We start from the raw sequence: 22,664 nt of genomic DNA, 5'->3' as shown, positions 1-22,664 counted from the left end.
CCGGAATCGGCGTCCCGGAGCCGTCGGTGCCGAAGACCGGCTACTTCCCGCGCGCCGGCAGGTGCCGGGCCGCGAAGTCCAGTTCCAGGCGGACCTGCTTGATGCGCTCGTCCACCACCAGCGAGCCGTGGCCCGCGTCGTAGCGGTACACCTCGTGCACGGCGCCGCGCGCCTCCAGGCGCTTGACGTAGTTGTCGACCTGGCGGATCGGGCAGCGCGGGTCGTTGACCCCCGCGGAGATGTAGACCGGGGCCTTCACCCGGTCCACGTAGGTCAGCGGGGACGACGCCTCGAACCGCTCGGGCACCTCCTCGGGCGTACCGCCCAGGAGGGTGCGGTCCATGGCCTTCAGGGCCTCCATCTCGTCGTGGTACGCCGTCACGTAGTCGGCGACCGGGACCGCCGCGATGCCCAGCGTCCACGCGTCCGGCTGCGTGCCGAGGCCGAGGAGCGTCAGATAGCCGCCCCAGGAGCCACCGGTCAGGACGAGCCGCTCCGGGTCGGCGAGACCCGAGGCGACCGCCCACTCCCGGACCGCCGCGATGTCCTCCAGCTCGATCAGACCGACCCGGTGCTTGAGGGCGTCCGTCCAGGCCCGCCCGTAGCCCGTGGAGCCCCGGTAGTTGACCCGCACGACCGCGTACCCGTGGTCCACCCAGGCCGCCGGGCCGGCCGCGAACGAGTCGCTGTCGTGCCAGGTCGGGCCGCCGTGGATGTCGAAGACCGTGGGGAGCGGGCCCTCGGCGCCGGCCGGGCGCTGCACCAGCGCGTGGATCCGGCCGCCGGGCCCGTCCACCCACACGTCCTCCACCGGGACCGAGCCCGGGGACCGCATGCCGGGCGGGTCCAGCACGACGCGGCCGGTCGTGGACCGCACCGCCGACGGCTCGGCCGCCGACGACCACAGGTACTCGACGCTGCCGTCGGGCCGGGCCGTCGCCCCCGACACCGAGCCCGCCGGGGTCTCGACGCGCTCCAGCGCCCGCCGCCCCAGGTCGTAGCGGAACAGCTCGCTGCGCGCCTCGAAGCTGTGCACGATCAGCAGACCCGTGCCGTCCGGGTACCACTCCGCGCTGACGTCACCGGGCAGCTCCAGCGCCAGGTCCGTCTCCTCGCCGGTCGCCACGTCCCACACCAGCGGCTCCCAGCGGCCCCGCCGCTGATGCCCGACGAGCAGCCGCGCGTCACCCACCACCGGGGCGAAGCCCAGCACCTCCAGGCCCAGCTCCTCGGTGCCGCCCTTGGTGTCGTCCAGCTCGGCGACCGTCGAGCCGTCCGGGCGCAGCACCCGCAGCGCCGCGTGCATCGCGTCGCCGTGCTCGGTGTGCTCGACGGCGATCAGGGTGCCGTCGTGCGAGAAGTCGCCGACGCCCGCGGACTCGCGGTGCCGGTAGATCTCCGCCGGCGGCTCGCCCGTGCGCACGAGGTGGATCGTGGTGCCCTCCTCGTCGGTGGAGCGGCCCACGATCGCGGTGCGGCCGTCCCGGCCGAGGGCGAGGCCCGCCGGGTAGGAGGCGTCCAGGCCCGGTGCCGCGAGCTCGTCCTCACCGCCGTCGAAGGGCTGGCGGCGCCAGACGCCGAACTCGTCGCCGTCCTTGTCGTCGAACCACCAGATCCACGCGCCGTCCGGGGAGAGCACGCCGTCCGTCGTGCCGTTCGGCCGGTCGGTCACCTGGCGCTGCTCGCCCGTCGCCCGGTCCCACGCGTACAGCTCGTACGTGCCCGTGGCGTTCGACACGAACAGCGCGCGGTCCGGGGCGTCCTCCGCCCAGTCGGGCAGCGACACCCGGGGCGCCCTGAAGCGCCGCTCCCAGTCCGGCATGTCCTCGTCCTGCTTCCGGTGATCCCGCGAAGCGGACCCGTGGCTCTCAGTCATGACCCCATAGTGCCTGGTCCGGACGACATCGTGCGGCCGGGATCCCCAGCCTGTGGAAAACTCCCCCCACGCCCGGCCACGGCGGCACCCCGCGCCCCGCCGCCGGCCCGCCGCACCGTACCGTTGTGGACGTGTACCGGTTTCTGCTGACGCCCCGCTGGTGGGGGATCAACGTCTTCGTGCTGCTCGCCATCCCGTTCTGCGTGTTCATGGGGTCCTGGCAGCTCGGCCGGTTCGAGGACCGGGTGCAGGAGCACCGGAGCGCCGGTGACCAGGCCGCGGAGAACCGCGACGAACCCGCCCGGCCGCTCGCCGAGCTGCTGCCTGTGGACAAGGCCACCGTGGGCCGCCAGGCCACCGCGCGCGGCCGGTACGCCGAGCAGCTGCTCGTCCCGGACCGCGAGGTCGACGGCGAGCGCGGCAGCTATGTCGTCACCCTGCTGCGCACCGACGACGGCAAGGCCCTCCCCGTGGTCCGCGGCTGGCTGCCCGGCGACCCGGACCCGGCCGAGGCCCCCGCCGCCCCGTCCGGCGAGGTCACCGTCACCGGCGCCCTCCAGGCGTCCGAGGTCCCCGGCCAGAACGGCGTCCCCGCGCGGGGCGGCCTGCCCGCCGGCCGGACCGCGGCGATCAGCGCCGCGTCCCTGGTCAACCTGGTGCCGTACGACGTCTACGACGCCTGGATCACCCTCACCGAGGCCGACTCCGGGATGAAGGCGGTGCCGGTCGCCGCCGTCAACGACTCGGGGCTGGACCTGAAGGCGTTCCAGAACCTCGGCTACACCGGCGAGTGGTTCGTCTTCGCCGGCTTCGTCGTCTTCATGTGGTTCCGGCTGCTGCGCCGCGAGGCGGAGGCCGTACGGGACGCGGAGCTCGGCATCCTCCCGGACGGCGGGACCGCCGCCGACGGCACGGACCCCGCGCCCGGCGAACCGGGAGCGGGAGCCGCGCCGGAGAAGGCGAACGCCTGACCCTCGGGGCCGCCGGCTACGCGACCGGCAGCACGCCCGTCCAGTACACGGTCCCCGCGCACGCGTTGGACACGGTCACCGCGGCCGTGGGCGCCGCCGCCCCGGTCGTGTTGGAGACCGTGACGCTTCCGTCGGCCGCCGGGTCCTCGCCCAGCAGCTGCGCGGAGGTGCCCGTGTCGCCGCCCGTCGAGGTGCCGGTCGTGGTGCCGCCGGAGCCGTCGGACGCGGTCGGGTCGGGGGTCGGGTCCGGACCGCCGGAACCGCCGCCGTTGCTGTCCCCGGTCGAGGGGCAGGTCGCCGACGGCACCCAGGCGAACTTCACCTCGTACGAGCCGCCGGGCTTGAGGACGAGGGCCGCGACCTCCTGCGACGGGTCGGGCAGACCGGCCGCCGGGTCACCGGCGACATGCCGGAGCTGACCGACCTTCGTGGCGTCGGCCGCGCCCGCCGCGGACAGCGACAGCGAGCCGGGGCCGGTCACCGTGCAGTCGGCGGTGGAGATGTTGCTGAAGCGGAAGGTGCCGTACACCGCACCGGACGAGTCGGGGCCGCCCGCCTGCTGGCCGGCCACGCCGAGCTGCGCCGCGGTGCACGCCGGAACCCCGGCCGTGCTGGTGGCCAGCGGGTCGTCGGAGCCGCCGGTGCCGGCGCCCCGACCGGTGCCGGAGCCGGCGTCCTTGCCCTGGTCGCCGCCCTTGCCCTGGCTGTGCCCGCCGCCGGAGGAGCCGCCGGACGTGCTCTCGCCGCCCTGCGTCTCCTTGCCCTGGCCGGCGCCCCCCTGCGCCTGCTCACCGTGCCCGGCGTTGGACGAGTTGACGTTGGCGCCGCCGGAGTTCGACACGTGCACCAGGGCCGGGACGGCCGTGCCCACGAAGAGCACGGCGGCCGCGGCGCCCACCAGCGCCTGCCGTTTGCGTGCCCGGCGGGCCGGCACCGCCCGGCGCAGATGCTCGAGCGTGCCGTCGCGCGGTTCGATCTCCTGGACCGCGTCCTGCAATATGCGGCGCAGTGCCAGCTCGTCCGAGTCGAGCCCGTCGGGGCCCTGGTCTTCGGGGCCGTGGTCCACAGTTCCGTTCCCAGCGTGCGATTGCTTCGGCTGATGCTCGTCCGGCCGTCCGGACGGCCCGCTATGGTCCCCGCTCATGCCGGCGCCTCCATCGCGACCCGCAGCGCCGCGATGCCGCGCGAGCCGTACGCCTTCACCGAGCCCAGCGAGATGCCCAGCGTCTCGGCGACCTGCGCCTCCGTCATGTCCGCGAAGTACCGCAGGACCAGCACCTCACGCTGGCGGCGCTGCAGGCCCTTCATCGCCTTGATGAGGGAGTCGCGTTCCAGCTGGTCGTAGGCCCCCTCCTCGGCGCTCGCCATGTCGGGCATCGGCTTCGACAGCAGCTTCAGGCCGAGTATGCGGCGGCGCAGGGCGGAGCGGGACAGGTTGACGACGGTCTGGCGCAGGTACGCGAGCGTCTTCTCCGGGTCCCGGACGCGTTTGCGCGCGGAGTGGACCCGGATGAACGCCTCCTGGACTACGTCCTCGCAGGAGGCCGTGTCGTCGAGGAGGAGCGCCGCGAGGCCCAGCAGCGAGCGGTAGTGCGCCCGGTAGGTCTCCGTGAGGTGGTCGACGGTCGTCCCGGCCGCCGCGGCGCTCTCCGCCTCGGAACCGTCACGCTGACTGGGGATGCGGGTCGGCCGCGCTGCGGGCATGGGCGCGATCACCGGCATGCCGCCGGGCGCACCGGGCATGCGGGGTCGGACGGGACGGCGGGGCGGCCGTAGGGCCGTACCGCGGGTCGCCGCGCTGAAGTCGAGAACCTCTGCCACGCCAGTTGGACACGCTTCCCCCCAGGAGGGTTGTACGTGCCGGACGTCACTTTTGCGTCAGTCGCCGCCACCGGCCCTCGCGTGCCGGGCAGCACGACCGACCGTGCGTCAAACGCCCACATACCTACCCGCTCTTCCCTTGTGCCTCATCTGTGAACGGGCGTCCCCACGCCTGCTCGGTGGCGTCCCCACGCCGGAAAGACGCGTCTCCACGCCCTTGAAGGGCGACCGCAAAGACGCTCCCCGCCCTGCAAGCGGTTGCAGGCGCGGGGAGAAAAATCTTCTGTCGCCGCAACGGTCCTGATCAAGAGGCCGGGACCATCGATCGGCTCACATTGTTCACACAGATCCTACAAATGCGGTGGCCCAACCTCAGTGGTTTTTTCCGGCCACTGCCGTGTCAGGAGAGTTCCGCCGCCACGAGCTCGGCGATCTGCGCGGTGTTGAGCGCGGCACCCTTGCGGAGGTTGTCGCCGCACACGAAGAACTCCAGCGCCGTCGGGTCGTCGAGGGCGCGGCGCACCCGGCCCACCCAGGTCGGGTCGGTGCCCACGATGTCGGCCGGGGTGGGGAACTCGCCCGCCTCCGGGTCGTCGTAGAGGACGACACCGGGCGCGGTGGCCAGGATCTCGCGGGCCTTGGCGACGGTGACCTCCCCCTCGAAGCCGGCGTGCACGGTCAGCGAGTGCCCGGTGAGCACGGGGACGCGGACGCAGGTGACGGCGACCGGCAGCTGGGGCAGGCCGAGGATCTTGCGGGACTCGTCCCGCACCTTCATCTCCTCCGACGACCAGCCGTCCTCGCGCGGCGAACCGGCCCACGGCACGACGTTCAGCGCGACCGGCTCCGGGAACGGCCCGGTGTCGTCGCCGACGGCCCGCCGTACGTCACCGGGGGCGGTCCCCAGCTCGGTGCCGGCGACCAGGGACAGCTGCCGGCGCAGGGTGTCGACGCCGGCCCGGCCGGCCCCGCTCACCGCCTGGTAGGAGGACGCGACGAGGGAGCGCAGCCCGAACTCGGCGTGCAGCGCGCCGAGGGCCACGATCATGGAGAGGGTCGTGCAGTTCGGGTTGGAGACGATCCCGCGCGGCCGCATCCGCACCGCGTGCGGGTTGACCTCCGGCACCACCAGGGGCACCTCCGGGTCCATCCGGAAGGCGCCCGAGTTGTCCACCACCACGGCCCCCCGGGCGGTGGCGACCGGCGCCCACCGGGCGGCCACGTCGTCCGGCACGTCGAACATGGCGATGTCGACGCCGTCGAAGGCCTCCTCGGTGAGCGCCACCACCTCGACCTCCTCCCCGCGCACGGCCAGCTTGCGGCCGGCCGAGCGCGGGGAGGCGATCAGACGGATCTCACCCCAGATGTCCGCGCGCTGGGACAGGATCTGGAGCATGACCGAGCCGACGGCCCCGGTCGCTCCCACGACCGCGAGCGTCGGGCGGTGCGTCATCGCCCGGTGCCTCCGTACACGACAGCCTCGTCGCTGTCGGAGTCCAGGCCGAAGGCGGAGTGCACGGCCCGCACGGCCTCGTTGACGTCGTCGGCGCGGGTGACGACCGAGATGCGGATCTCGGAGGTGGAGATCAGCTCGATGTTCACGCCCGCGTCGGACAGCGCCTTGAAGAAGTCGGCCGTGACGCCCGGGTTGGTCTTCATACCGGCGCCGACCAGGGAGATCTTGCCGATCTGGTCGTCGTAGCGCAGGGAGTCGAAGCCGATGCGGGACCGGCTCTTCTCCAGCGCGTCGATGGCCTTGCGGCCCTCGGACTTCGGCAGCGTGAACGAGATGTCCGTCAGGCCCGTGGAGGCGGCGGAGACGTTCTGCACGATCATGTCGATGTTGATCTCGGCGTCGGAGATCGCACGGAAGATCGCGGCGGCCTCGCCCGGCTTGTCCGGCACACCGACGACCGTGACCTTGGCCTCGGACGTGTCGTGCGCGACTCCCGAGATGATGGCCTGCTCCACCTGCTTTTCTCCTCGCTGAATCGGCTCGCTGCTGACCCACGTGCCCTGCAGCCCGCTGAAGCTGGACCGGACGTGGATCGGGATGTTGTATCGGCGGGCGTACTCCACACAGCGGTGGAGCAGCACCTTCGAGCCGGACGCCGCCAGCTCCAGCATGTCCTCGAAGGAGATCCAGTCGATCTTCTTCGCCTTCTTGACCACGCGCGGGTCGGCGGTGAACACGCCGTCGACGTCGGTGTAGATCTCGCACACCTCGGCGTCGAGGGCGGCGGCCAGCGCGACGGCGGTCGTGTCCGAGCCGCCGCGGCCCAGCGTGGTGATGTCCTTGCTGTCCTGGCTGACGCCCTGGAAGCCGGCGACGATCGCGATGTTGCCCTCGTCCACCGACGTCCGGATGCGGCCCGGGGTGACGTCGATGATCCGGGCCTTGTTGTGGACCGAGTCGGTGATGACACCTGCCTGGCTGCCCGTGAACGACTGGGCGGAGTGGCCCAGGTTTTTGATCGCCATGGCCAGCAGGGCCATGGAGATCCGCTCTCCGGCGGTCAGCAGCATGTCGAGCTCGCGCCCGGCAGGCATCGGGGATACCTGCTCGGCGAGATCGATCAGCTCGTCCGTCGTGTCGCCCATCGCGGAAACCACGGCGACCACCTGGTGGCCGTTCTTCTTGGCTTCCACGATCCGCTTGGCGACGCGCTTGATGCCCTCGGCATCGGCTACGGAGGAGCCTCCGTACTTCTGCACGACAAGGCCCACGTGCGCTCCTCGCTCAGTCCGTGTGTGTCGGCTCAGTTTACCGAGCGTCCGAAAACGACCATCGGGTTCCCAGATGGTGAGATTCGGTAGCTCCGGGATGGTCCCTGCCCGGTCGGGCGCGGACCACTCCGAAAGTGGGGGAGGTCACTCCGGGACGCACGGCGGGCGGGAGCGCCCGTCGGACCGCCGTCAGGTCGCCGAGCGCAGTCCCAGCTGCCCGCCGATCTCCTGCTGCATGACCCGGCCGGCCTCGAACTCCAGGGTCTCGTCGCCCATCACACCCTGGTCGGTGTCCAGGCCGTCCAACTCCTCCAGCGGCTGGTCCAGCCGGATGTGGGCGAGGACGGAGTGCAGGGCGCGCAGGGTCGCCGAGGCCGTGGAGCCCCAGTTGGAGAAGTAGGAGAACTGCCACCACCACAGCGCCTCGTCGGTGCGGCCCGCGCGGTAGTGGGCCATGCCGTGGCGCAGGTCGGTGATGACGTCGGCGAGGTCGTCGGAGATCCGGGCCGGGACGGGGGCCCTGCGGGGCTCGTAGGGGTCGAAGACCTCGGAGTAGACGTCCACCGGGTCGAGCAGGCGGGCCAGGTTCTCCCGGAGCTCGTCGACGTCCGCCTCGGGGCCCAGGTCGGGCTCGTAGCGCTCGTCGGGGACGATGTCCTCGTGGGCGCCGAGACGGCCGCCGGCCAGCAGCAGCTGGGAGACCTCCAGCAGCAGGAAGGGCACCGTCGAGCCCGGCTCGTCGCCCTTCGCGACCTCCGTCACCGCGACCAGGAAGCTCTCGATCTGGTCCGCGATCTGGACCGCGAAGTCGTCCGGGTTCGGCTCGGTCGCGTGCAGCGTGGCGTCAGACATCTAGGAGTCGTCTCCCCTCGAAGGCGCGGCCGAGGGTGACCTCGTCCGCGTATTCCAGGTCGCCACCCACCGGGAGGCCGCTGGCCAGGCGGGTGACCTTCAGGCCCATGGGCTTGATCATGCGCGCGAGATAGGTGGCCGTGGCCTCGCCCTCGAGGTTCGGGTCGGTGGCCAGGATCAGCTCGGTGACCGTCCCGTCGGCCAGGCGCGCGAGGAGTTCCCTGATCCGCAGGTCGTCCGGGCCGACGCCCTCGATGGGGCTGATCGCGCCGCCCAGCACGTGGTACCGACCGCGGAACTCACGGGTCCGCTCGATCGCCACGACGTCCTTCGGCTCCTCCACCACACAGATGACGGAGGGATCGCGGCGGGGGTCGCGGCAGATGTTGCACAGCTCCTCCTGCGCCACGTTGCCGCAGGTCGCGCAGAAGCGGACCTTCGCCTTGACCTCCATGAGGGCCTGCGCGAGGCGCCGCACGTCCGTCGGTTCCGCCTGGAGGATGTGGAAGGCGATCCGCTGCGCGCTCTTGGGACCGACGCCGGGCAGCCGCCCCAGCTCGTCGATGAGGTCCTGGACCACGCCTTCGTACAACGGACTGCCGTCCTTCCTGGGTTCCTACGGTACGTACGGTAGTTGGCGCGACCCCGCCCGTGGAAGGCGGCGGGTGACGCGCCCTGGGTCAGAAGGGCAGACCCGGGATGCCCCCGCCGCCCAGCCCCTGGGCCAGCGGGCCCAGCTTCTGCTGCTGGAGGGTCTGCGCGTTCTCGTTGGCGGCCTGGACGGCGGCGACGACCAGGTCGGCCAGGGTCTCGGTGTCCTCGGGGTCGACGGCCTTCGGGTCGATCTTCAGCCCCCGGAGCTCACCGGAGCCGGTCACCGTGGCCCGCACCAGGCCACCGCCCGCCTGGCCCTCGACCTCGGTCCGCGCCAGTTCCTCCTGCGCCCGCTGAAGATCCTGTTGCATCTTCTGCGCCTGCTGGAGCAACTGCTGCATGTTGGGCTGGCCACCACCGGGGATCACGTCGAGCTCCTCGCGTCTGTACGGCTTTCCCGTTCAGCACGAGCCTACGTGCTCCGGGCGGCCGTCGCCCCGGCACTCTTTCGAGTGAGAGGAACTCGGGAGAACTGGATTCCTATACCTGATCAAGACCCACTTCCGGGCGGAAAAGACGCGAAAGACATCTCTTCGCCACCCATTGGGCGGTAGGAAGGGTCCGGCGCGTCAGCCTCAGGTGTCGCGTGACGTTCCGTGCGCCACGGGGGTCGTACCCGGCGCGCACGTCCCACGCACCGTGATCAGTAGGGAGTGCCGGGTGGGTCAGCCGGAGATGCAGCCCGAGAGGTCGCCGCACGACGGGTGGGGCGGCGAGGGGGCTCCCGGACTTCGGCCGGGCGATCTGACGGGGCGGGTCTTCCCGCTCGGGGACTGGGGGGAGCCCGCGGTGCGGTTGCACGAGCTGTACCGGTGGGTGGAGCGCCGGGCGCTGGAGACCGCCGCGTGGTATCTCGCGGACCGGGTGTGGAAGCGGCGCGGGGCCAGGGCGCTGCGCGGCGGGGCGGCGGCGGGCGCGGTCGCCGGCGCGGCGCTGCCGCTGCTCGATCTGACGGGTGTCGCGGACGGGGCGGCGCGCTGGGGGTATCTGGCGCTGCTGCTGTCCGTGGCCTGTGTCGCGGCCGACCGGTTCTTCGGGGTGACGTCCGGCTGGATAAGGGACGTCGCCACGGCCCAGGCAGTCCAACGGCGGCTCCAGGCACTCCAGTTCGACTGGGCGACGGAGAGCGTGCGCGAGGTCCTGGGCCCGGCGGAGGGCACGGCGAGCGAGGCGGCGGAGCGGTGCCTGGGGGTGCTGCGGCGGTTCTCGGAGGACCTCAACGAACTGGTGCGGGCGGAGACGGCGGACTGGATGGTGGAGTTCCGCACGGGTTCGGCGCCCTTGGGCATCCAGTCGGCCCTGTCCGGCGGCGCCCGGCAGGACGCCGGGACCGGCACGGGCCGCTTCCCGGTCCCCCCGGCGAACGGCGCCCGCCCGAACATGCCGCGTCAGCGTCCGCCCGAGCCCCGGTGACGGCTACTGCCTGCTGTAGGTCAGCTTCTCGCCGCTGCCCACGGTCACGCGCTCCAGCCTGCCGTCGGGCAGCAGCCTGATCCGCGTGGCCTTGCCCGGGGAGCAGGTGGGGGGCGCGCCGACGGTCACCGTGGACGGGCCGAGGGACAGCGTTCCGTCCGAGGCGGGCGCGGCGGCCAGACTCGCGGTGAACTCGCAGTGGTAGGTGCCGCTCCCGGCGGGCCCGTCGGCGACGAGGGTGAGGACGGTGTCGCCGACCTCGCCCTGCCGGAGGGTCAGCCGGCGGCTGCTCGCGCCGTCGGCGGAGGCGATCGAGGCGTTCCAGGTGCCCAGCATCCCGGCGGGTACGGCCCCGTCGTCCGCCGACGCGCTCGGGGACGGCGTCGGGGAGGCGGTCGTCGGGTCGCCGGCCGGGTCCTTCGTGACACCGGCGGTGGTGGGGGCGGGGGTCGGCCGGCCGCCGCCCTCGTCCTTGTGACCACCGCTCATCATCGCGTAGACGGAGCCGCCCGCGGCGAGCGCCACGACCAGGGCCACGACCACCAGCACCACGGTGGACCGGCCGCCCCGGCCCTCGCGCTCGGGCGGGGAGGGCTGGTACGGCGACGCCGGGTCGTATCCGCCTGGCCCGTACGGCGACCCCGGCCTGTACGGCGGGGTGGCACCGTACGCGGGCGCCTGGCCGTACGGGGCCGGGGCGGCCGGCGGATAGCCGTACCCGTGCTGCTGGGGGTGCTGCTGCGGGACGCCGTACCCGGGGTGGGCCGGGGCGGCGCCGGGCGCGGAGGCTCCCACCGGACGGCCGGGAGCCCCGGGCGGCGGGGTGTCACCGCCGGGCCGCGCGGTGACGGTCGGCACCTGGTGCGCGGGCGTCACGGGCCCGGCGGAGGCGTGCTCGGGGGAGCCGGGGGCGGTCGGCCGGGCGGGATCGGGGACGCCGGGGGCGGGCGGAGCGGCGGGGCCGGAGTAGGCGGGTCCAGCAGGGCCAGCAGGCCGGGGGACGGCGGGACCGGAGGCGGCAGGACCGGCACCGGAGCCTGCGTTGCCGGGTGAATCGGCAGGCCCGGGGCCCGCAGGGTCGAAGGCCGCGGAACCGGCAGGACCGGAGGCCGCGGGACCGGCACCGGAGCCCGCGGGACCGGCACCGGAGCCCGCGGGACCGGGTGAACCGGCAGATCCGGGGCCCGCCGGACCACCCGCAGCCGCCCCAGCAGCCCCAGCCGAACCGGGCGCACCAGCCGCACCAGCCGCACCAGCCGCACCGGGCACGGCAGGCCCGGCCGGGACCGGCCCCGGCCCCGGCCCCGGTGCGGCTCCGGGCCGCCCGGCATCCGAACCGGCCCCCGGAGCACGCGGCACCCTCGCCTCCGCCCCGTCCTGCCGCTCCCCCTCCGGCCCCGGCGACGCGTCACCCCCGCCACCCGGCGAACCGGCGGAGCCGACCGGCACCGGGTCCTCCGCGTCGAGCAGCCGTACCGCGTGCCGGCCCAGCTGGGCGACCAGGGCGCTCGGCAGCCACGGGTCGCGGGAGCGGCCCCCGGAGACGGTGTCCTCGGCGCCCGTGCGCTCCAGGATCGCGTCCAGGGAGGGACGGGCCTCCGGCGCCTTGCGCAGGCAGTCGCGGACCAGTTCGGCGATGCCCTCGGGCACCCCCTCCAGGTCGGGCTCGTCCTGGGCGATCCGGAACATGACGGCGTGCGCGCCGCTCTCGATCGAGCCGAAGGGCAGCCGGCCGGTGGCGGCGTAGGCGAGCACCGAGCCCAGGCAGAACACGTCGCACGCCGGGGTGATCCGGTCGCCCCGGACCTGCTCGGGCGCCATGAAGCCGGGCGAGCCGATGAGCGAGCCGGTGCGGGTGAGGCCGGTCTCGTCGACCGACTCCAGGGCGCGGGCGATCCCGAAGTCGATGACGCGGGGCCCGTCGATGGTGACGAGGACGTTCGACGGCTTCAGGTCGCGGTGCACGATGCCGGCGGCGTGGATGTCCTTCAGGGCGTGCGCGAGCCCCGCCGTCAGGATGCGCACCGACCGCTCGGGCAGCGCCCCGTGGTCGTGGCCGACGACCTGCTGCAGGCTCGGCCCGGCGACGTACCCGGTGGCGACCCAGGGGACCTCGGCCTCGGTGTCCGCGTCGAGCACCGGCGCGGTCCAGTACCCGCCGACCTGCCGGGCGGCCCGCACCTCCTGCCGGAACCGGGCCCGGAACTCGTCCTGCGCGGCCAGTTCGCGCCGGACCAGCTTCACGGCGACGGTGCGCCCGCGGTCGGACCGGGCGAGGTACACGTCCCCCATGCCGCCCGCGCCGAGCCGCGCCAGCAGCCGATACGCCCCGATCCGCGGCGGATCCCCCGGCCCCAGCTTCTCCATCACACGCCCCCAACAGCCCCCGCCTACGCGTCGGCCCCACGATAGTGCGGCGTCGTACGGGCTGAGCGAGCCGGTCTCCACGGTTCGGTAACAGGGAGCCCGGCGACAGGGACCCCGGCGAGAGGGACCCGTGACAGGGGGCCCTGCCCACACCGGCGGCGCCCACCCGTCGACAACCTGTCGCTAAAAGCCCCCGACCGCAGACAGGACGCCGATTCCGCGTGCGGGCCCCCGGTGCCTACCCTCGGGCGCATGACCCCTCAGCCCAACCCCCAGGCCGGCGCCGCCGTGAAGGCCGCGGACCGCGCGCACGTGTTCCACTCCTGGTCCGCGCAGGAGCTCATCGACCCGCTCGCCGTCGCCGGTGCGGAGGGGTCGTACTTCTGGGACTACGACGGCAGGCGCTACCTGGACTTCACCAGCGGGCTCGTCTACACCAACGTCGGCTACCAGCACCCGAAGGTCGTCGCCGCGATCCAGGAGCAGGCCGCGCGGATGACGACGTTCGCGCCGGCCTTCGCGGTCGAGGCGCGCTCGGAGGCCGCCCGGCTCATCGCCGAGCGCACGCCCGGCGACCTGAACAAGATCTTCTTCACCAACGGCGGCGCGGACGCCGTGGAGCACGCCACGCGCATGGCCCGGCTGCACACCGGCCGCCCGAAGGTGCTGTCGGCGTACCGCTCGTACCACGGCGGCACCCAGCAGGCCGTGAACCTCACCGGCGACCCCCGCCGCTGGCCGTCCGACAGCGGCACCGCGGGTGTCGTGCACTTCTGGGCGCCCTACCTCTACCGCTCCCGCTTCTACGCCGAGACCGAGGAGCAGGAGTGCGCGCGGGCGCTGGAGCACCTGGAGACGACGATCGCCTTCGAGGGTCCCGGCACGATCGCCGCGATCATCCTGGAGACGATCCCCGGCACCGCCGGGATCATGGTCCCGCCGGCCGGCTACCTCGCCGGGGTCCGGGAGATCTGCGACAAGCACGGGATCGTCTTCGTCCTGGACGAGGTCATGGCCGGGTTCGGCCGGACCGGTGAGTGGTTCGCCGCCGACCTGTTCGGTGTCGTGCCCGACCTGATGACCTTCGCCAAGGGCGTGAACTCCGGGTATGTGCCGCTCGGCGGTGTCGCCATCTCCGAGGAGATCGCGCAGACCTTCGCCCGGCGCCCCTACCCCGGCGGCCTCACCTACTCCGGTCACCCGCTGGCCTGCGCCGCCGCCGTCGCCACCCTCCAGGTGATGGCCGAGGAGGGCGTCGTCGAGAACGCGGCGCGGCTCGGCCGTACGGTCGTCGGCCCGGCCCTCGCGGAGCTGGCCGAACGGCACCCGAGCGTCGGCGAGGTGCGCGGCACCGGCATGTTCTGGGCCGTCGAGCTGGTCCGCAGCAAGGAGACCCGCGAGCCGCTCGTGCCGTACAACGCGGCCGGTGAGGCGAACGCGCCGATGGCGGCCTTCGCCGCCGCCGCGAAGGAGCACGGCCTCTGGCCCTTCGTGAACATGAACCGCACCCACGTCGTGCCGCCCTGCAATGTCAGCGAGGCCGAGCTGAAGGAGGGCCTGGCCGCCCTCGACGCCGCCCTGAGCGTGGCGGACGAGTACACCGGATAACCCCTCGGCGACGGCGGCACGGAAGGTGCCGTCACGAAAACTCCCGCGGACGCCGAACGCGTAAGGTGGCGTGCTCGTAGACATGTACGTGCACTCGGACACGTGCACGCCACCTCGACGCGACGACGGGAGACGCCCTGACCATGGCCGGGATCGGCGGCACCGGCTCCGTGACGCGGAGCACCCTGCGGCAGCAGCTCGCGGACGCCCTGCGGGACGAGGTGCTGGCCGGCCGGCTGCAGGCGGGACGGGAGTTCACCGTGAAGGAGATCGCCGAGCAGTACGGCGTCTCCGCCACCCCCGTCCGCGAGGCCCTGGTCGACCTGTCCGCGCAGGGGCTGCTGGAGGCCGACCAGCACCGCGGTTTCCGGGTGCACGAGTACTCCGTCGACGACCACCGGGCCATCGTCGAGGCCCGCGGCCTGGTCATCGAGGGCATGTTCCAGGTCCTGGGCCGCGACATGACAGGCCGCCGCGACCCCGGCGACCCGCGGGTCGCCGCCGCCGTCGCGGGGGTGCGCCGCCGCGCCGAGGAGGCCCAGCGCGCCGCCACCGCCGGCGACCTCACCGTCCTCGTCGGCTACGACCTGCGCTTCTGGCGGGAACTGGGCGCCCTGTTCGGCAACCCCTACCTCGCCGACTTCCTGCACCGGCTGCGGGTGCAGGCCTGGGTCTGCACGGTGCAGCATCTGCGCCGGCTGCACGATCTGCGCGGGCATCTGTGGGCCCGTCACATCGAGCTGACCGACGCCCTCGCCCAGCGGGACCTGGTCACGGCCCGCGCCATCATCGCCGCCCACGACCAGGACGCCCTCGCCCTGATCGAGCGGCTGGCGGCCGGATGAGCCATGGGCGGGGCCTGCCGGAGGCGTCCACCGACGACCGGCGGCCCGGCTCCGGCGCGCCCGCCCTGTCCGTCGTCGTCCCCGCCTACAACGAACGCGACCGGCTCGCCGACACCCTGGACACGGTGACCGCGCACCTCGACGCCCCGGAGTCCCCGTGGGACGGCTGGGAGATCGTCGTCGTGGACGACGGCTCCACCGACGGCACCGCCGGCCTCGTCACCGCCCGCGAGGACCCCCGCGTCCGGCTCGTCCCGGGCGCCCGCAACCGCGGCAAGGGCCACGCGCTGCGCCTCGGGGTGGCCGCCTCCCGGGGCCGCCGGGTCCTGGTCACGGACGCCGATCTCGCCACCCCCATCACGGAGTTGGCGGCACTGGACGACGCGCTCGGCGCGGGCCACGCCGCGGCCATCGGCTCCCGCGCGGTCCCCGGCGCCACGATCGGCGCCCGCCAGCACCGGCTGCGCGAACTCCTCGGCCGGGCCGGCAACGCGCTCATACGCCGGACCGCGCTGCCCGGCATCCGGGACACCCAGTGCGGTTTCAAGCTGTTCGACGGCGACCGGGCCCGCGCCGCCTACGCCGCCTCCCGCGTGGACGGCTGGGGCATCGACGTCGAGGTGCTGCGGCAGTTGCGGCAGTCCGGGCTGAGCGTCGCCGAGGTGCCCGTGCGCTGGTCCCACCGGCCCGGCTCCAAGGTGCGCCCGCTGGACTACCCGCGCGCGCTCGCCGAGATCGTCCGGATCGCGGCGCGCTCCCTGCGCCCCGCCGACGTCTTCGCCGTCCTCCTCTTCTGCCTGATGTCCATGGCCCTGTATTCGGGGCGTCTCTTCGACCCGGCCCACCGCTATCTGCCGGACTCGATGCGCGACCAGACCCAGTGGGAGTGGTTCTTCGCGGTCACCGCGGACAACGTCGCCCATCTGCGCAACCCGCTCTTCACCGACCTCCAGGGCTTCCCGGACGGCGTGAACCTGATGGCCAACACGGTCATGCTGGGCCTGTCCGTCCCGCTGACGCCCCTCACCCTCACCGCCGGTCCCGCCGTCACCCTCAGCCTCGTCATGGCGGTGGGCCTCGCCGCGACCGCCGCCGCCTGGTACCGGCTGCTGGTCCGGCGTCTCGTGCGCAGCCGGGTCGCGGCCTTCACCGGCGCGTCCCTCGCGGCGTTCGCCCCGCCGATGGTCAGCCACGCCCACGCGCACCCCAACTTCGTGGTGCTGTTCATGATCCCGCTGATCATCGAACGCGCCCTGCGGCTGTGCGCGGGCACCCGTGTGGTCCGCGACGGTGTCGTCCTGGGCCTGATGGCGGCGTACCAGGTCCTGCTGGGCGAGGAGCCGTTGCTGCTGGCGGCCCTCGGCATGCTGCTCTTCGCCGCCGCCCACGCCGCCGTACGCCCCGAGGTGGCCCGCGCGTCCTGGCGTCCGCTGCTGCGCGGCCTGCTGATCGGCGCGTCGGTCTGCCTTCCGCTGGTCGTGTACCCGCTGATCTGGCAGTTCCACGGCCCCCAGTCGTACACCGGCATCGAGCACAACCCCCGGACCTTCAACAGCCCGCTCGCGCTGCTGTCGTTCGCCGAGCGGTCCTGGCTCGCGGGCGACGCCGCGCGGGCGGACGCGCTGTCCTTCAACACCACCGAGCAGAACGCCTTCTACGGCTGGCCGCTGGTCCTGCTCGCCTTCGCGATCCTCGTCCTGATGCGGCGGCGGCCGCTGGTGCGGTCCCTGGCGTGCACGGCGGTGGCCGCCGCGTTCCTGTCCCTGGGCCGGGAGTTCCGTATCCCGCTGACGGACCTCACCCTGCCCGGTCCGTGGCGGCTCCTCGCCGACGCCCCGGTGTTCGAGGCGGTCATCGAGAGCCGCGTCGCGCTGATCTGCGCACCCGTCCTGGGAATGCTGCTGGCCCTGGCCGTGGAACGCCTGCTCTCCGCCCCGCCGCGCACCCGCTGGACGGGCCTCGCCGCCGTCGCGCTGGCCCTCCTCCCCCTGATCCCCGCCCCGCTGCGGGCCGTCGACCGGACCGAGGTGCCGGCGTTCATCGCGGAGGGCACCTGGAAGGCGTACGTCCGCGACGGGGAGTCCCTGGTGCCGGTGCCGCTGCCGGACCCCGGCGACGCGGAGGCCCTGCACTGGCAGACCGAGGCCGGCCTCGGCTTCCGGCTGCCCGGCGGCTACTTCAACGGCCCCTACGGCGAGGAGCGCGTCGGCATCTACGGCGCCGAGCCCCGCTTCACGTCCAACCTGCTGCGGGACGTCGGCGCCTCGGGCGTCGTCCCGCCGGTCGAGGACTCCTGGCGCGACCAGGCGCGGGCTGACCTGGCGTACTGGCGGGCGGGAGTCCTGGTCCTGGCCCCGCAGCCGCACGCCGACGCGCTGCGGGAGACCGTCCGCCGACTCGTGGGCTCCCCCGGCAGATGGGTCGACGGAGTATGGGTATGGGACCTGCACGGACCGGGACGCCCGTGAGCGGTACTGATTATCCTTCCCTGACCACCGTGCTACGCCTTTGCCACATCGTGCGACCGTTGTGTGAGGAGCCCCTTTTGGCCTGTGACCTGTGGCTGGTACCGCTCGTCGACGTGTTGTGCCACACCCCCGACAACCCGTTCGCCGAGGAACTCGCGCAATACAACAAGGTGCTCGCCGAGGCCGGGCTGCCGCCGGTGCCGGTGTACCAGTACATGCCGGGCCTGTCCGGCGACGTCGCGCCGGTCGCCGGTTTCGACTACGACGCGCTGCACTTCCTGCGCCGGGCCCATCTGCTCCAGGTGTGCGGGCTGCCCGTGACGCCGGTCGACGAACTCGGCGGCGACTACGAGCAGTTGCTGGAGATGTTCGAGTCGACGGCCCAGCAGTCCCATCTGGTCTGGCACTACGACCACGCGGGCGCCTACGTCCCCGTCGACTTCCCGCACCCGCTCGCCGACGACGACCTCCTCGCGGGCGGCGGCCCGCTGGGCTCCTCGCAGGCGCTGCTGCGCGAACTGGAGGCGGTGGCGCAGGCCATCGGCATCGACCCGGCCAACCCGCCCGCGGCCCCGCAGCCCCCGCTCGCGCCGACGGCCCTGGAGGAACCGGCGGTCCCGGCGCCCTACGACCCGAGCCCCTTCGCCCGCGAACGGCACGTCTGGCTGGGCCTGCACGCGGCGGCGACGCGGAGCCTGGCGCAGGGCTCGATGATCGTCTTCAGCTGACCGTTTCGGGGAGGGGGCGCTCGGTCGTCCCCCTCCCCGAGCCGGTCAGTGCTGCTCGACGATGCGGATGGTGCGGATGCCGGTGCCCTGGTAGCGGGTCGGCGTTCTGGTCAGGACGGGGCGTCCGCGCGGCCACTCGACGGTGGGCAGGGCGAGATGCAGCACATGCGCGCCGCTCCAGTCCGCCTCGTCCTTGCCCTCGTCCCCGGCACCGGCCGTCCGCAGCCGCTTGCCCACCGCGGCGGCTGCGGGGAAGTCGAGCCCCTCGACATGGACCGACGGCAGGGCACCCAGGTGCTCGGCGACTCCGGCCCGTTCACGTTCGGCGGCTGCGAGGCTCAGTGCCGGGATGTAGACCCGCAGGGCCGGGTTCTTCTCCGCCTCGACGACCAGCCGCGAGGCCATGCTGTTCCCCGCACCGAGGGCGAGCGCGGCCGTGTCGTCGAAGATGACGGCGCGCGGCAACGGGTACCGCTTCTCGTCCGTCACTGGACCTCTCCGATGCGTCCGGCTTCGAGGTCGGCCCACAGCTTCTCGCCGGCCCGCTCGTCGTCCTCCGTGTACGCCCTGCCGAGGAAGTGCTCCTCGACGTACGCCTTGGTCTCCTCGTACCGCTTGCGCAGCTCTTCCCTGGTGGGCGTGGCCCCGGCCAGCTCCGCCACGAAGTCCCGCATGCTCATCCCGCGCTCCCGGGCCAGCTCCTGCAGCCGGTCGCGGACGGCGGGGTCAACCTTGATCGTGGTGTCGGCCATGAGGACAGTATACCGGCGGTATACCACCTCGGGCCGCTGCACTACGACACTCATCGAACACGTTCCCTTTCTCTAGAAGGACCGCCCGGCGCGCAGCCGGGCCTCCGTGTGGCCGTAGGCCGACGGCAGGCACGGCGGCGCGCCCCAGGTCACCGCCCTGCGGATCAGCGCGTCGCTCGCGCCCCGACGCCACCACTCCTCGACCAGCGGAGCGAGCCGTCGCGCCTCGGCGCCGGTGAGGGTGAGACGCCGGTCGTAGTCCCCGAAGGTGAGCAGCAGACGGGCCGCCGCGGCGGTCCCCACGCTCGGCGACACCCGCCGGCGCGGAACTTTTTCGGTTTCACCCGTTCGTGGCGCGGCGTCGCACGGCGTCTCGAACACCGTGTGAACGGCGGGGAGTTGAGCCGAACGGCCCGAACCCACCGCGCCACCCACCACACGCCGCCGGCACCGGAGTTCGTCCAGCTCACGCAGAGTCGAGGCGATCCGCGACCGCCCGTCGGCCCACACGTCGGCGAGCACCCGGAGGAGGACACGGACGCTGTTCGGTAGGGCCGGGAGGTACGTCAGTACGCTCACCGCGCACCAGAAGGTGCCGCGATCGCCCAGAAGGTCGGCGGAGAGGCCTGAAATGACGCGCGCAGGCGTCGTACGATGACCACGCATTGGGAGGTGCAAGCTCCTGGTGTCGAGCCCCCGGGTGTTGGCGCACCGCGGGGGCGTTTCTGTTGGCGTGACTCTAAGGCCACGCAGAGCTACGTTCGCAAGCCCAAACCGTCTTTTCCCAGGCCGAAGTTGATGTTCTTCACTCCTGCGAGTGAAGCGCGCCGCCCCGGTGAACGCACGAGCGCCCGGCCGGGGTCGCCGGCCGGGCGCTCGCACGTGTGCTCCCGCGTGGTCCTACAGGAACGAGTTGACCTCGATCGTCTCGTCCCGGCCCGGTCCCACGCCGATCGCGGAGATCGGGGCGCCGGACATCTCCTCCAGCGCCTTGACGTACGCCTGGGCGTTCTTCGGCAGGTCGGAGAACGTCTTCGCCTTCGAGATGTCCTCGGACCAGCCGGGCAGCATCTCGTAGACCGGCTTCGCGTGGTGGAAGTCGGACTGCGAGTACGGCAGTTCCTCGACCCGGCGGCCGTCGATCTCGTAGGCCACGCAGACCGGGATCTGCTCCCAGCCGGTGAGGACGTCCAGCTTGGTGAGGAAGAAGTCCGTCAGGCCGTTCACGCGGGTCGCGTAGCGGGCGATCACCGCGTCGAACCAGCCGCAGCGGCGGTCACGGCCGGTGGTGACGCCCCGCTCGCCGCCGATCCGGCGCAGCGCCTCGCCGTCCTCGTCGAACAGCTCGGTCGGGAACGGGCCGGCGCCGACACGGGTCGTGTACGCCTTGAGGATGCCGATGACCCGGCTGATCTTCGTCGGGCCCACGCCCGCGCCGGTGCAGGCGCCGCCCGCGGTCGGGTTGCTGGACGTCACGAAGGGGTACGTGCCGTGGTCGATGTCCAGGAGGGTGCCCTGGCCGCCCTCGAACAGGACGACCTTGTCGTCCTCCAGCGCCTGGTTCAGCACCAGGACGGTGTCCGCGACGAACGGCCGCAGCTTCTCCGCGTAGCCCAGCAGCTCCTCGACGACCTGGTCGACGGCGATCGCGCGCCGGTTGTAGAGCTTGGTGAGGATCTGGTTCTTGACGTCGAGGGCCGCCTCGACCTTCTGGGTGAGGATCGACTCGTCGTACAGGTCCTGGACCCGGATGCCGACGCGGTTGATCTTGTCCGCGTAGGTCGGGCCGATGCCGCGCCCGGTGGTGCCGATCTTCCGCTTGCCGAGGAAGCGTTCCGTCACCTTGTCGACGGTGACGTTGTACGGCGTGATGATGTGGGCGTTGCCGCTGATCAGGAGCTTGGACGTGTCGACGCCACGCTCGTTCAGACCGCTCAGCTCGGAGAGCAGGACCGACGGGTCGACGACGACTCCGTTGCCGATGACCGGGGTGCACCCCGGGGACAGGATTCCGGAAGGGAGCAGGTGGAGGGCGTACTTCTGATCACCCACGACTACCGTGTGGCCGGCGTTGTTGCCGCCCTGGTAGCGCACCACGTAGTCGACGGATCCGCCTAGCAGGTCCGTCGCCTTTCCCTTGCCTTCGTCACCCCACTGAGCACCGAGCAGCACAAGTGCGGGCACGCGCGTACACCCCTTCCGGGCGGGGCATGTCCAAGGTCAGGGGTGTACGCCGCACGTGTGCGGGTGGTACACCGGCGACCTTCGTTGGCCGCAAACCGTCGGACCGGATGCCCCGGAATAGACGAAGCCCCTGGCGCAATAGCGCAAGGGGCTCTTGCACAAAGATGCTACCCGAGGAAGCGAGGCATGGCCGAGGTGGCGACTTTCGCGAGGTCCGATCAGCTGCTGGTGGTGATCGATCCGGTTGCTCGCAGGACGGACGGGGAGTCCGTGCGGATAGCGAAAGACGTGCTCAGCGCGGGTGCGACCACCAAGGTGTGCCTGCCGGAGGACGGCGACGAGTTCGCCCGGGCGCTGGTGCGGCGCGGTGCGCGCCGGCCCGTCGTGATCGGTGACGACGGCGCGCTGCTGCGCGCGGTGTCGCTGCTGCACCGGCAGCGGCAGCTGGCCGAATGCGTGCTGTCGGTGGTGCCGGTCGGCGGCGCGCTGTCGCTGGCCGCGTCCCTGGGGGTGCCGCTGGGCGCGGTGGCGGCGGCCCGCGCGGCGCTGGACGGCGCGGAGCGGCGGCTGGACCTGCTGGTCGACGACAGCGACGGCGTGGTCCTGGGCGGCCTGCGGATACCGCCGGTGCGCGATCCGGCGGACCCGGCGGGGGCCACCGCGCCGGGCCCGCGGCCGTGGCTGCGCACCTGCCAGTCCCTCGTACGGACGCTGGTCCCGGCGCGCGGCACCCCGGCGGCGGCCTCCGCCGGGCCGTCCCGGCTGCGGATCGAGGTCGACGGCGACACGCTGATCGACCTGGACGAGCCGGTGGACGCGGTGTCGGTGACCCCGGGCGCCTCGGGGATCGCCTCGGTGGAGGTGCACCGGGTGTCGGTGGGCGCGGCCGCGGCGCCACTGCGGGCCGAAGGCCGCACGGTCACGGTCTCGGGCGCCCACTTCCGCTACCGCGCGGACGCCGCGGTCTCGGGCCCGGTCCGCCGCCGCACCTGGACGGTGGGCGAGGGAGCCCTGAGACTGGTCCTGCCGGGGCGGTGAGCCCACGGGCGGCGATGCCCCGCTGTCACTGGTCTGGCCTATCGTTCGGCCATGGCACTCACCGACATCACCGCTTCGGCGGTCATCCAGGCGATCGAGGAGTTCGACAGGCTCGGCCGTGATGCCTTCCTGGAGACCCACGGCTTCAAGAGCGCCCGCCGGTACCTCCTGGAACACGACGGCAGGCTCTACGACTCCAAGGCGATCGTGGGCGTCGCGCACGGCTATGTCCCAGGTCTGGAGGCACTGGAGCCCAGCGAGTTCTCCGGCGGAGAGGGCCACGCCGTCTCGGTGCTGCGCGACCTGGGCTTCTCGGTCGTCGACGGCGCCTGAGGGAGCCGGGGGGCTGGGTCCGGCGGG

Annotated in this window: 21 protein-coding genes; 8 read left to right on the top strand and 13 right to left on the bottom strand. The window is 73.0% G+C overall.

Going from position 1 to position 22,664, the window contains the following annotated elements; genetic code table 11:
- Positions 1-40 precede the first annotated feature (40 nt).
- Positions 41-1,876, bottom strand: coding sequence for a prolyl oligopeptidase family serine peptidase (locus tag F8R89_RS19250; protein ID WP_151785132.1), 1,836 nt, complete (start codon positions 1,874-1,876; stop codon positions 41-43).
- Between the two features lie 131 nt (positions 1,877-2,007).
- On the opposite strand from F8R89_RS19250, the gene F8R89_RS19245 reads away from it, so the two are divergent.
- The gene (locus tag F8R89_RS19245; protein ID WP_151785131.1) at positions 2,008-2,847 is read left to right on the top strand and encodes an SURF1 family protein; all 840 of its coding nucleotides are present in this window, start codon (positions 2,008-2,010) and stop codon (positions 2,845-2,847) included.
- Between the two features lie 16 nt (positions 2,848-2,863).
- Here the strand turns inward: F8R89_RS19245 and F8R89_RS19240 are convergent, their stop codons facing one another.
- From F8R89_RS19240 to F8R89_RS19210, 7 genes are all read right to left on the bottom strand, one after another.
- Positions 2,864-3,913 (bottom strand): hypothetical protein, encoded by a 1,050-nt coding sequence (locus F8R89_RS19240; protein WP_151785130.1) that lies wholly within the window; start codon positions 3,911-3,913, stop codon positions 2,864-2,866.
- 74 nt (positions 3,914-3,987) lie between these two features.
- Positions 3,988-4,590, bottom strand: coding sequence for a SigE family RNA polymerase sigma factor (locus F8R89_RS19235; RefSeq protein ID WP_086866933.1), 603 nt, complete (start codon positions 4,588-4,590; stop codon positions 3,988-3,990).
- Positions 4,591-5,068: 478 nt separating this feature from the next.
- Positions 5,069-6,121, bottom strand: coding sequence for an aspartate-semialdehyde dehydrogenase (locus F8R89_RS19230; RefSeq protein WP_151785129.1), 1,053 nt, complete (start codon positions 6,119-6,121; stop codon positions 5,069-5,071).
- Entirely contained in the window at positions 6,118-7,395 is a 1,278-nt protein-coding gene (locus tag F8R89_RS19225) for an aspartate kinase (RefSeq protein WP_151785128.1), read from the bottom strand. Before F8R89_RS19225 ends, F8R89_RS19230 begins: the two co-directional genes overlap by 4 nt.
- 189 nt (positions 7,396-7,584) lie before the next feature.
- Complete coding sequence (locus F8R89_RS19220; RefSeq protein ID WP_151785127.1) at positions 7,585-8,247, bottom strand: DUF5063 domain-containing protein; 663 nt, start codon at positions 8,245-8,247, stop codon at positions 7,585-7,587.
- Complete coding sequence (gene recR / locus F8R89_RS19215; RefSeq protein ID WP_151785126.1) at positions 8,240-8,839, bottom strand: recombination mediator RecR; 600 nt, start codon at positions 8,837-8,839, stop codon at positions 8,240-8,242. The genes F8R89_RS19220 and recR overlap by 8 nt, the downstream gene beginning before the upstream one ends.
- A gap of 88 nt (positions 8,840-8,927) precedes the next feature.
- Complete coding sequence (locus F8R89_RS19210) at positions 8,928-9,269, bottom strand: YbaB/EbfC family nucleoid-associated protein (protein ID WP_062739792.1); 342 nt, start codon at positions 9,267-9,269, stop codon at positions 8,928-8,930.
- 292 nt (positions 9,270-9,561) lie between these two features.
- Between F8R89_RS19210 and F8R89_RS19205 the strand changes: the two genes are divergently transcribed.
- On the top strand, positions 9,562-10,314 hold the full coding sequence (locus tag F8R89_RS19205; RefSeq protein WP_151785125.1) for an SLATT domain-containing protein: 753 nt from the start codon (positions 9,562-9,564) through the stop codon (positions 10,312-10,314).
- A 3-nt stretch (positions 10,315-10,317) separates the two neighbouring features.
- Here the strand turns inward: F8R89_RS19205 and F8R89_RS19200 are convergent, their stop codons facing one another.
- Positions 10,318-12,681: a serine/threonine-protein kinase gene (locus F8R89_RS19200; protein ID WP_151785124.1), complete on the bottom strand. Its 2,364-nt coding sequence runs from the start codon at positions 12,679-12,681 to the stop codon at positions 10,318-10,320.
- 252 nt (positions 12,682-12,933) lie between these two features.
- Here F8R89_RS19200 and F8R89_RS19195 point away from each other — a divergent pair, with 252 nt between their 5' ends.
- From F8R89_RS19195 to F8R89_RS19180, 4 genes are all read left to right on the top strand, one after another.
- Positions 12,934-14,289, top strand: a complete 1,356-nt coding sequence (locus F8R89_RS19195) for an aspartate aminotransferase family protein (RefSeq protein WP_151785123.1) — start codon at positions 12,934-12,936, stop codon at positions 14,287-14,289.
- A 143-nt stretch (positions 14,290-14,432) separates the two neighbouring features.
- The gene (locus tag F8R89_RS19190; protein WP_151785122.1) at positions 14,433-15,134 is read left to right on the top strand and encodes a GntR family transcriptional regulator; all 702 of its coding nucleotides are present in this window, start codon (positions 14,433-14,435) and stop codon (positions 15,132-15,134) included.
- The gene (locus F8R89_RS19185; protein WP_151785121.1) at positions 15,131-17,602 is read left to right on the top strand and encodes a dolichyl-phosphate beta-glucosyltransferase; all 2,472 of its coding nucleotides are present in this window, start codon (positions 15,131-15,133) and stop codon (positions 17,600-17,602) included. Before F8R89_RS19190 ends, F8R89_RS19185 begins: the two co-directional genes overlap by 4 nt.
- Positions 17,603-17,679: 77 nt before the next feature.
- Positions 17,680-18,330 (top strand): hypothetical protein, encoded by a 651-nt coding sequence (locus F8R89_RS19180; RefSeq protein ID WP_151785120.1) that lies wholly within the window; start codon positions 17,680-17,682, stop codon positions 18,328-18,330.
- A 45-nt stretch (positions 18,331-18,375) separates the two neighbouring features.
- Here F8R89_RS19180 and F8R89_RS19175 read toward each other — a convergent pair whose 3' ends face one another.
- The 4 genes from F8R89_RS19175 to F8R89_RS19160 all read right to left on the bottom strand — a co-directional run bounded on the left by F8R89_RS19175 (position 18,376) and on the right by F8R89_RS19160 (position 21,266).
- Positions 18,376-18,819 carry a hypothetical protein gene (locus F8R89_RS19175; protein ID WP_151785119.1) on the bottom strand — a complete coding sequence of 148 codons (444 nt, stop codon included), beginning with the start codon at positions 18,817-18,819 and terminating at the stop codon, positions 18,376-18,378.
- Positions 18,816-19,082 (bottom strand): hypothetical protein, encoded by a 267-nt coding sequence (locus tag F8R89_RS19170; RefSeq protein WP_225994436.1) that lies wholly within the window; start codon positions 19,080-19,082, stop codon positions 18,816-18,818. Before F8R89_RS19170 ends, F8R89_RS19175 begins: the two co-directional genes overlap by 4 nt.
- Positions 19,083-19,154: 72 nt before the next feature.
- A complete protein-coding gene (locus F8R89_RS19165; RefSeq protein ID WP_151785117.1) occupies positions 19,155-19,385 on the bottom strand; it encodes a hypothetical protein in 231 nt (76 codons plus the stop codon).
- Positions 19,386-19,982: 597 nt separating this feature from the next.
- Positions 19,983-21,266, bottom strand: a complete 1,284-nt coding sequence (locus F8R89_RS19160) for an adenylosuccinate synthase (RefSeq protein ID WP_151785116.1) — start codon at positions 21,264-21,266, stop codon at positions 19,983-19,985.
- 186 nt (positions 21,267-21,452) lie between these two features.
- On the opposite strand from F8R89_RS19160, the gene F8R89_RS19155 reads away from it, so the two are divergent.
- Positions 21,453-22,304, top strand: coding sequence for a diacylglycerol kinase family protein (locus F8R89_RS19155; RefSeq protein ID WP_151785115.1), 852 nt, complete (start codon positions 21,453-21,455; stop codon positions 22,302-22,304).
- 51 nt (positions 22,305-22,355) lie between these two features.
- The gene (locus F8R89_RS19150) at positions 22,356-22,637 is read left to right on the top strand and encodes a hypothetical protein (RefSeq protein ID WP_151785114.1); all 282 of its coding nucleotides are present in this window, start codon (positions 22,356-22,358) and stop codon (positions 22,635-22,637) included.
- Positions 22,638-22,664 lie beyond the last annotated feature (27 nt).

The organism is Streptomyces sp. SS1-1, from assembly GCF_008973465.1.
Lineage (GTDB): Bacteria > Actinomycetota > Actinomycetes > Streptomycetales > Streptomycetaceae > Streptomyces.
Note: the sequence above shows the minus strand (reverse complement) of the source record. Positions and strands in the feature narration are given on the sequence as shown.

Bases quoted from the DNA above. Each gene is read 5' to 3' on its own strand.
- F8R89_RS19230 (WP_151785129.1), bottom strand. From the start codon at position 6,121: ATGACGCACCGCCCGACGCTCGCGGTCGTGGGAGCGACCGGGGCCGTC.
- F8R89_RS19155 (WP_151785115.1), top strand. From the start codon at position 21,453: ATGGCCGAGGTGGCGACTTTCGCGAGGTCCGATCAGCTGCTGGTGGTG.
- F8R89_RS19190 (WP_151785122.1), top strand. From the start codon at position 14,433: ATGGCCGGGATCGGCGGCACCGGCTCCGTGACGCGGAGCACCCTGCGG.
- F8R89_RS19185 (WP_151785121.1), top strand. From the start codon at position 15,131: ATGAGCCATGGGCGGGGCCTGCCGGAGGCGTCCACCGACGACCGGCGG.
- F8R89_RS19170 (WP_225994436.1), bottom strand. From the start codon at position 19,082: ATGGCCGACACCACGATCAAGGTTGACCCCGCCGTCCGCGACCGGCTG.
- F8R89_RS19150 (WP_151785114.1), top strand. From the start codon at position 22,356: ATGGCACTCACCGACATCACCGCTTCGGCGGTCATCCAGGCGATCGAG.
- F8R89_RS19195 (WP_151785123.1), top strand. From the start codon at position 12,934: ATGACCCCTCAGCCCAACCCCCAGGCCGGCGCCGCCGTGAAGGCCGCG.
- F8R89_RS19200 (WP_151785124.1), bottom strand. From the start codon at position 12,681: ATGGAGAAGCTGGGGCCGGGGGATCCGCCGCGGATCGGGGCGTATCGG.
- F8R89_RS19235 (WP_086866933.1), bottom strand. From the start codon at position 4,590: ATGCCCGGTGCGCCCGGCGGCATGCCGGTGATCGCGCCCATGCCCGCA.
- F8R89_RS19220 (WP_151785127.1), bottom strand. From the start codon at position 8,247: ATGTCTGACGCCACGCTGCACGCGACCGAGCCGAACCCGGACGACTTC.
- F8R89_RS19250 (WP_151785132.1), bottom strand. From the start codon at position 1,876: ATGACTGAGAGCCACGGGTCCGCTTCGCGGGATCACCGGAAGCAGGAC.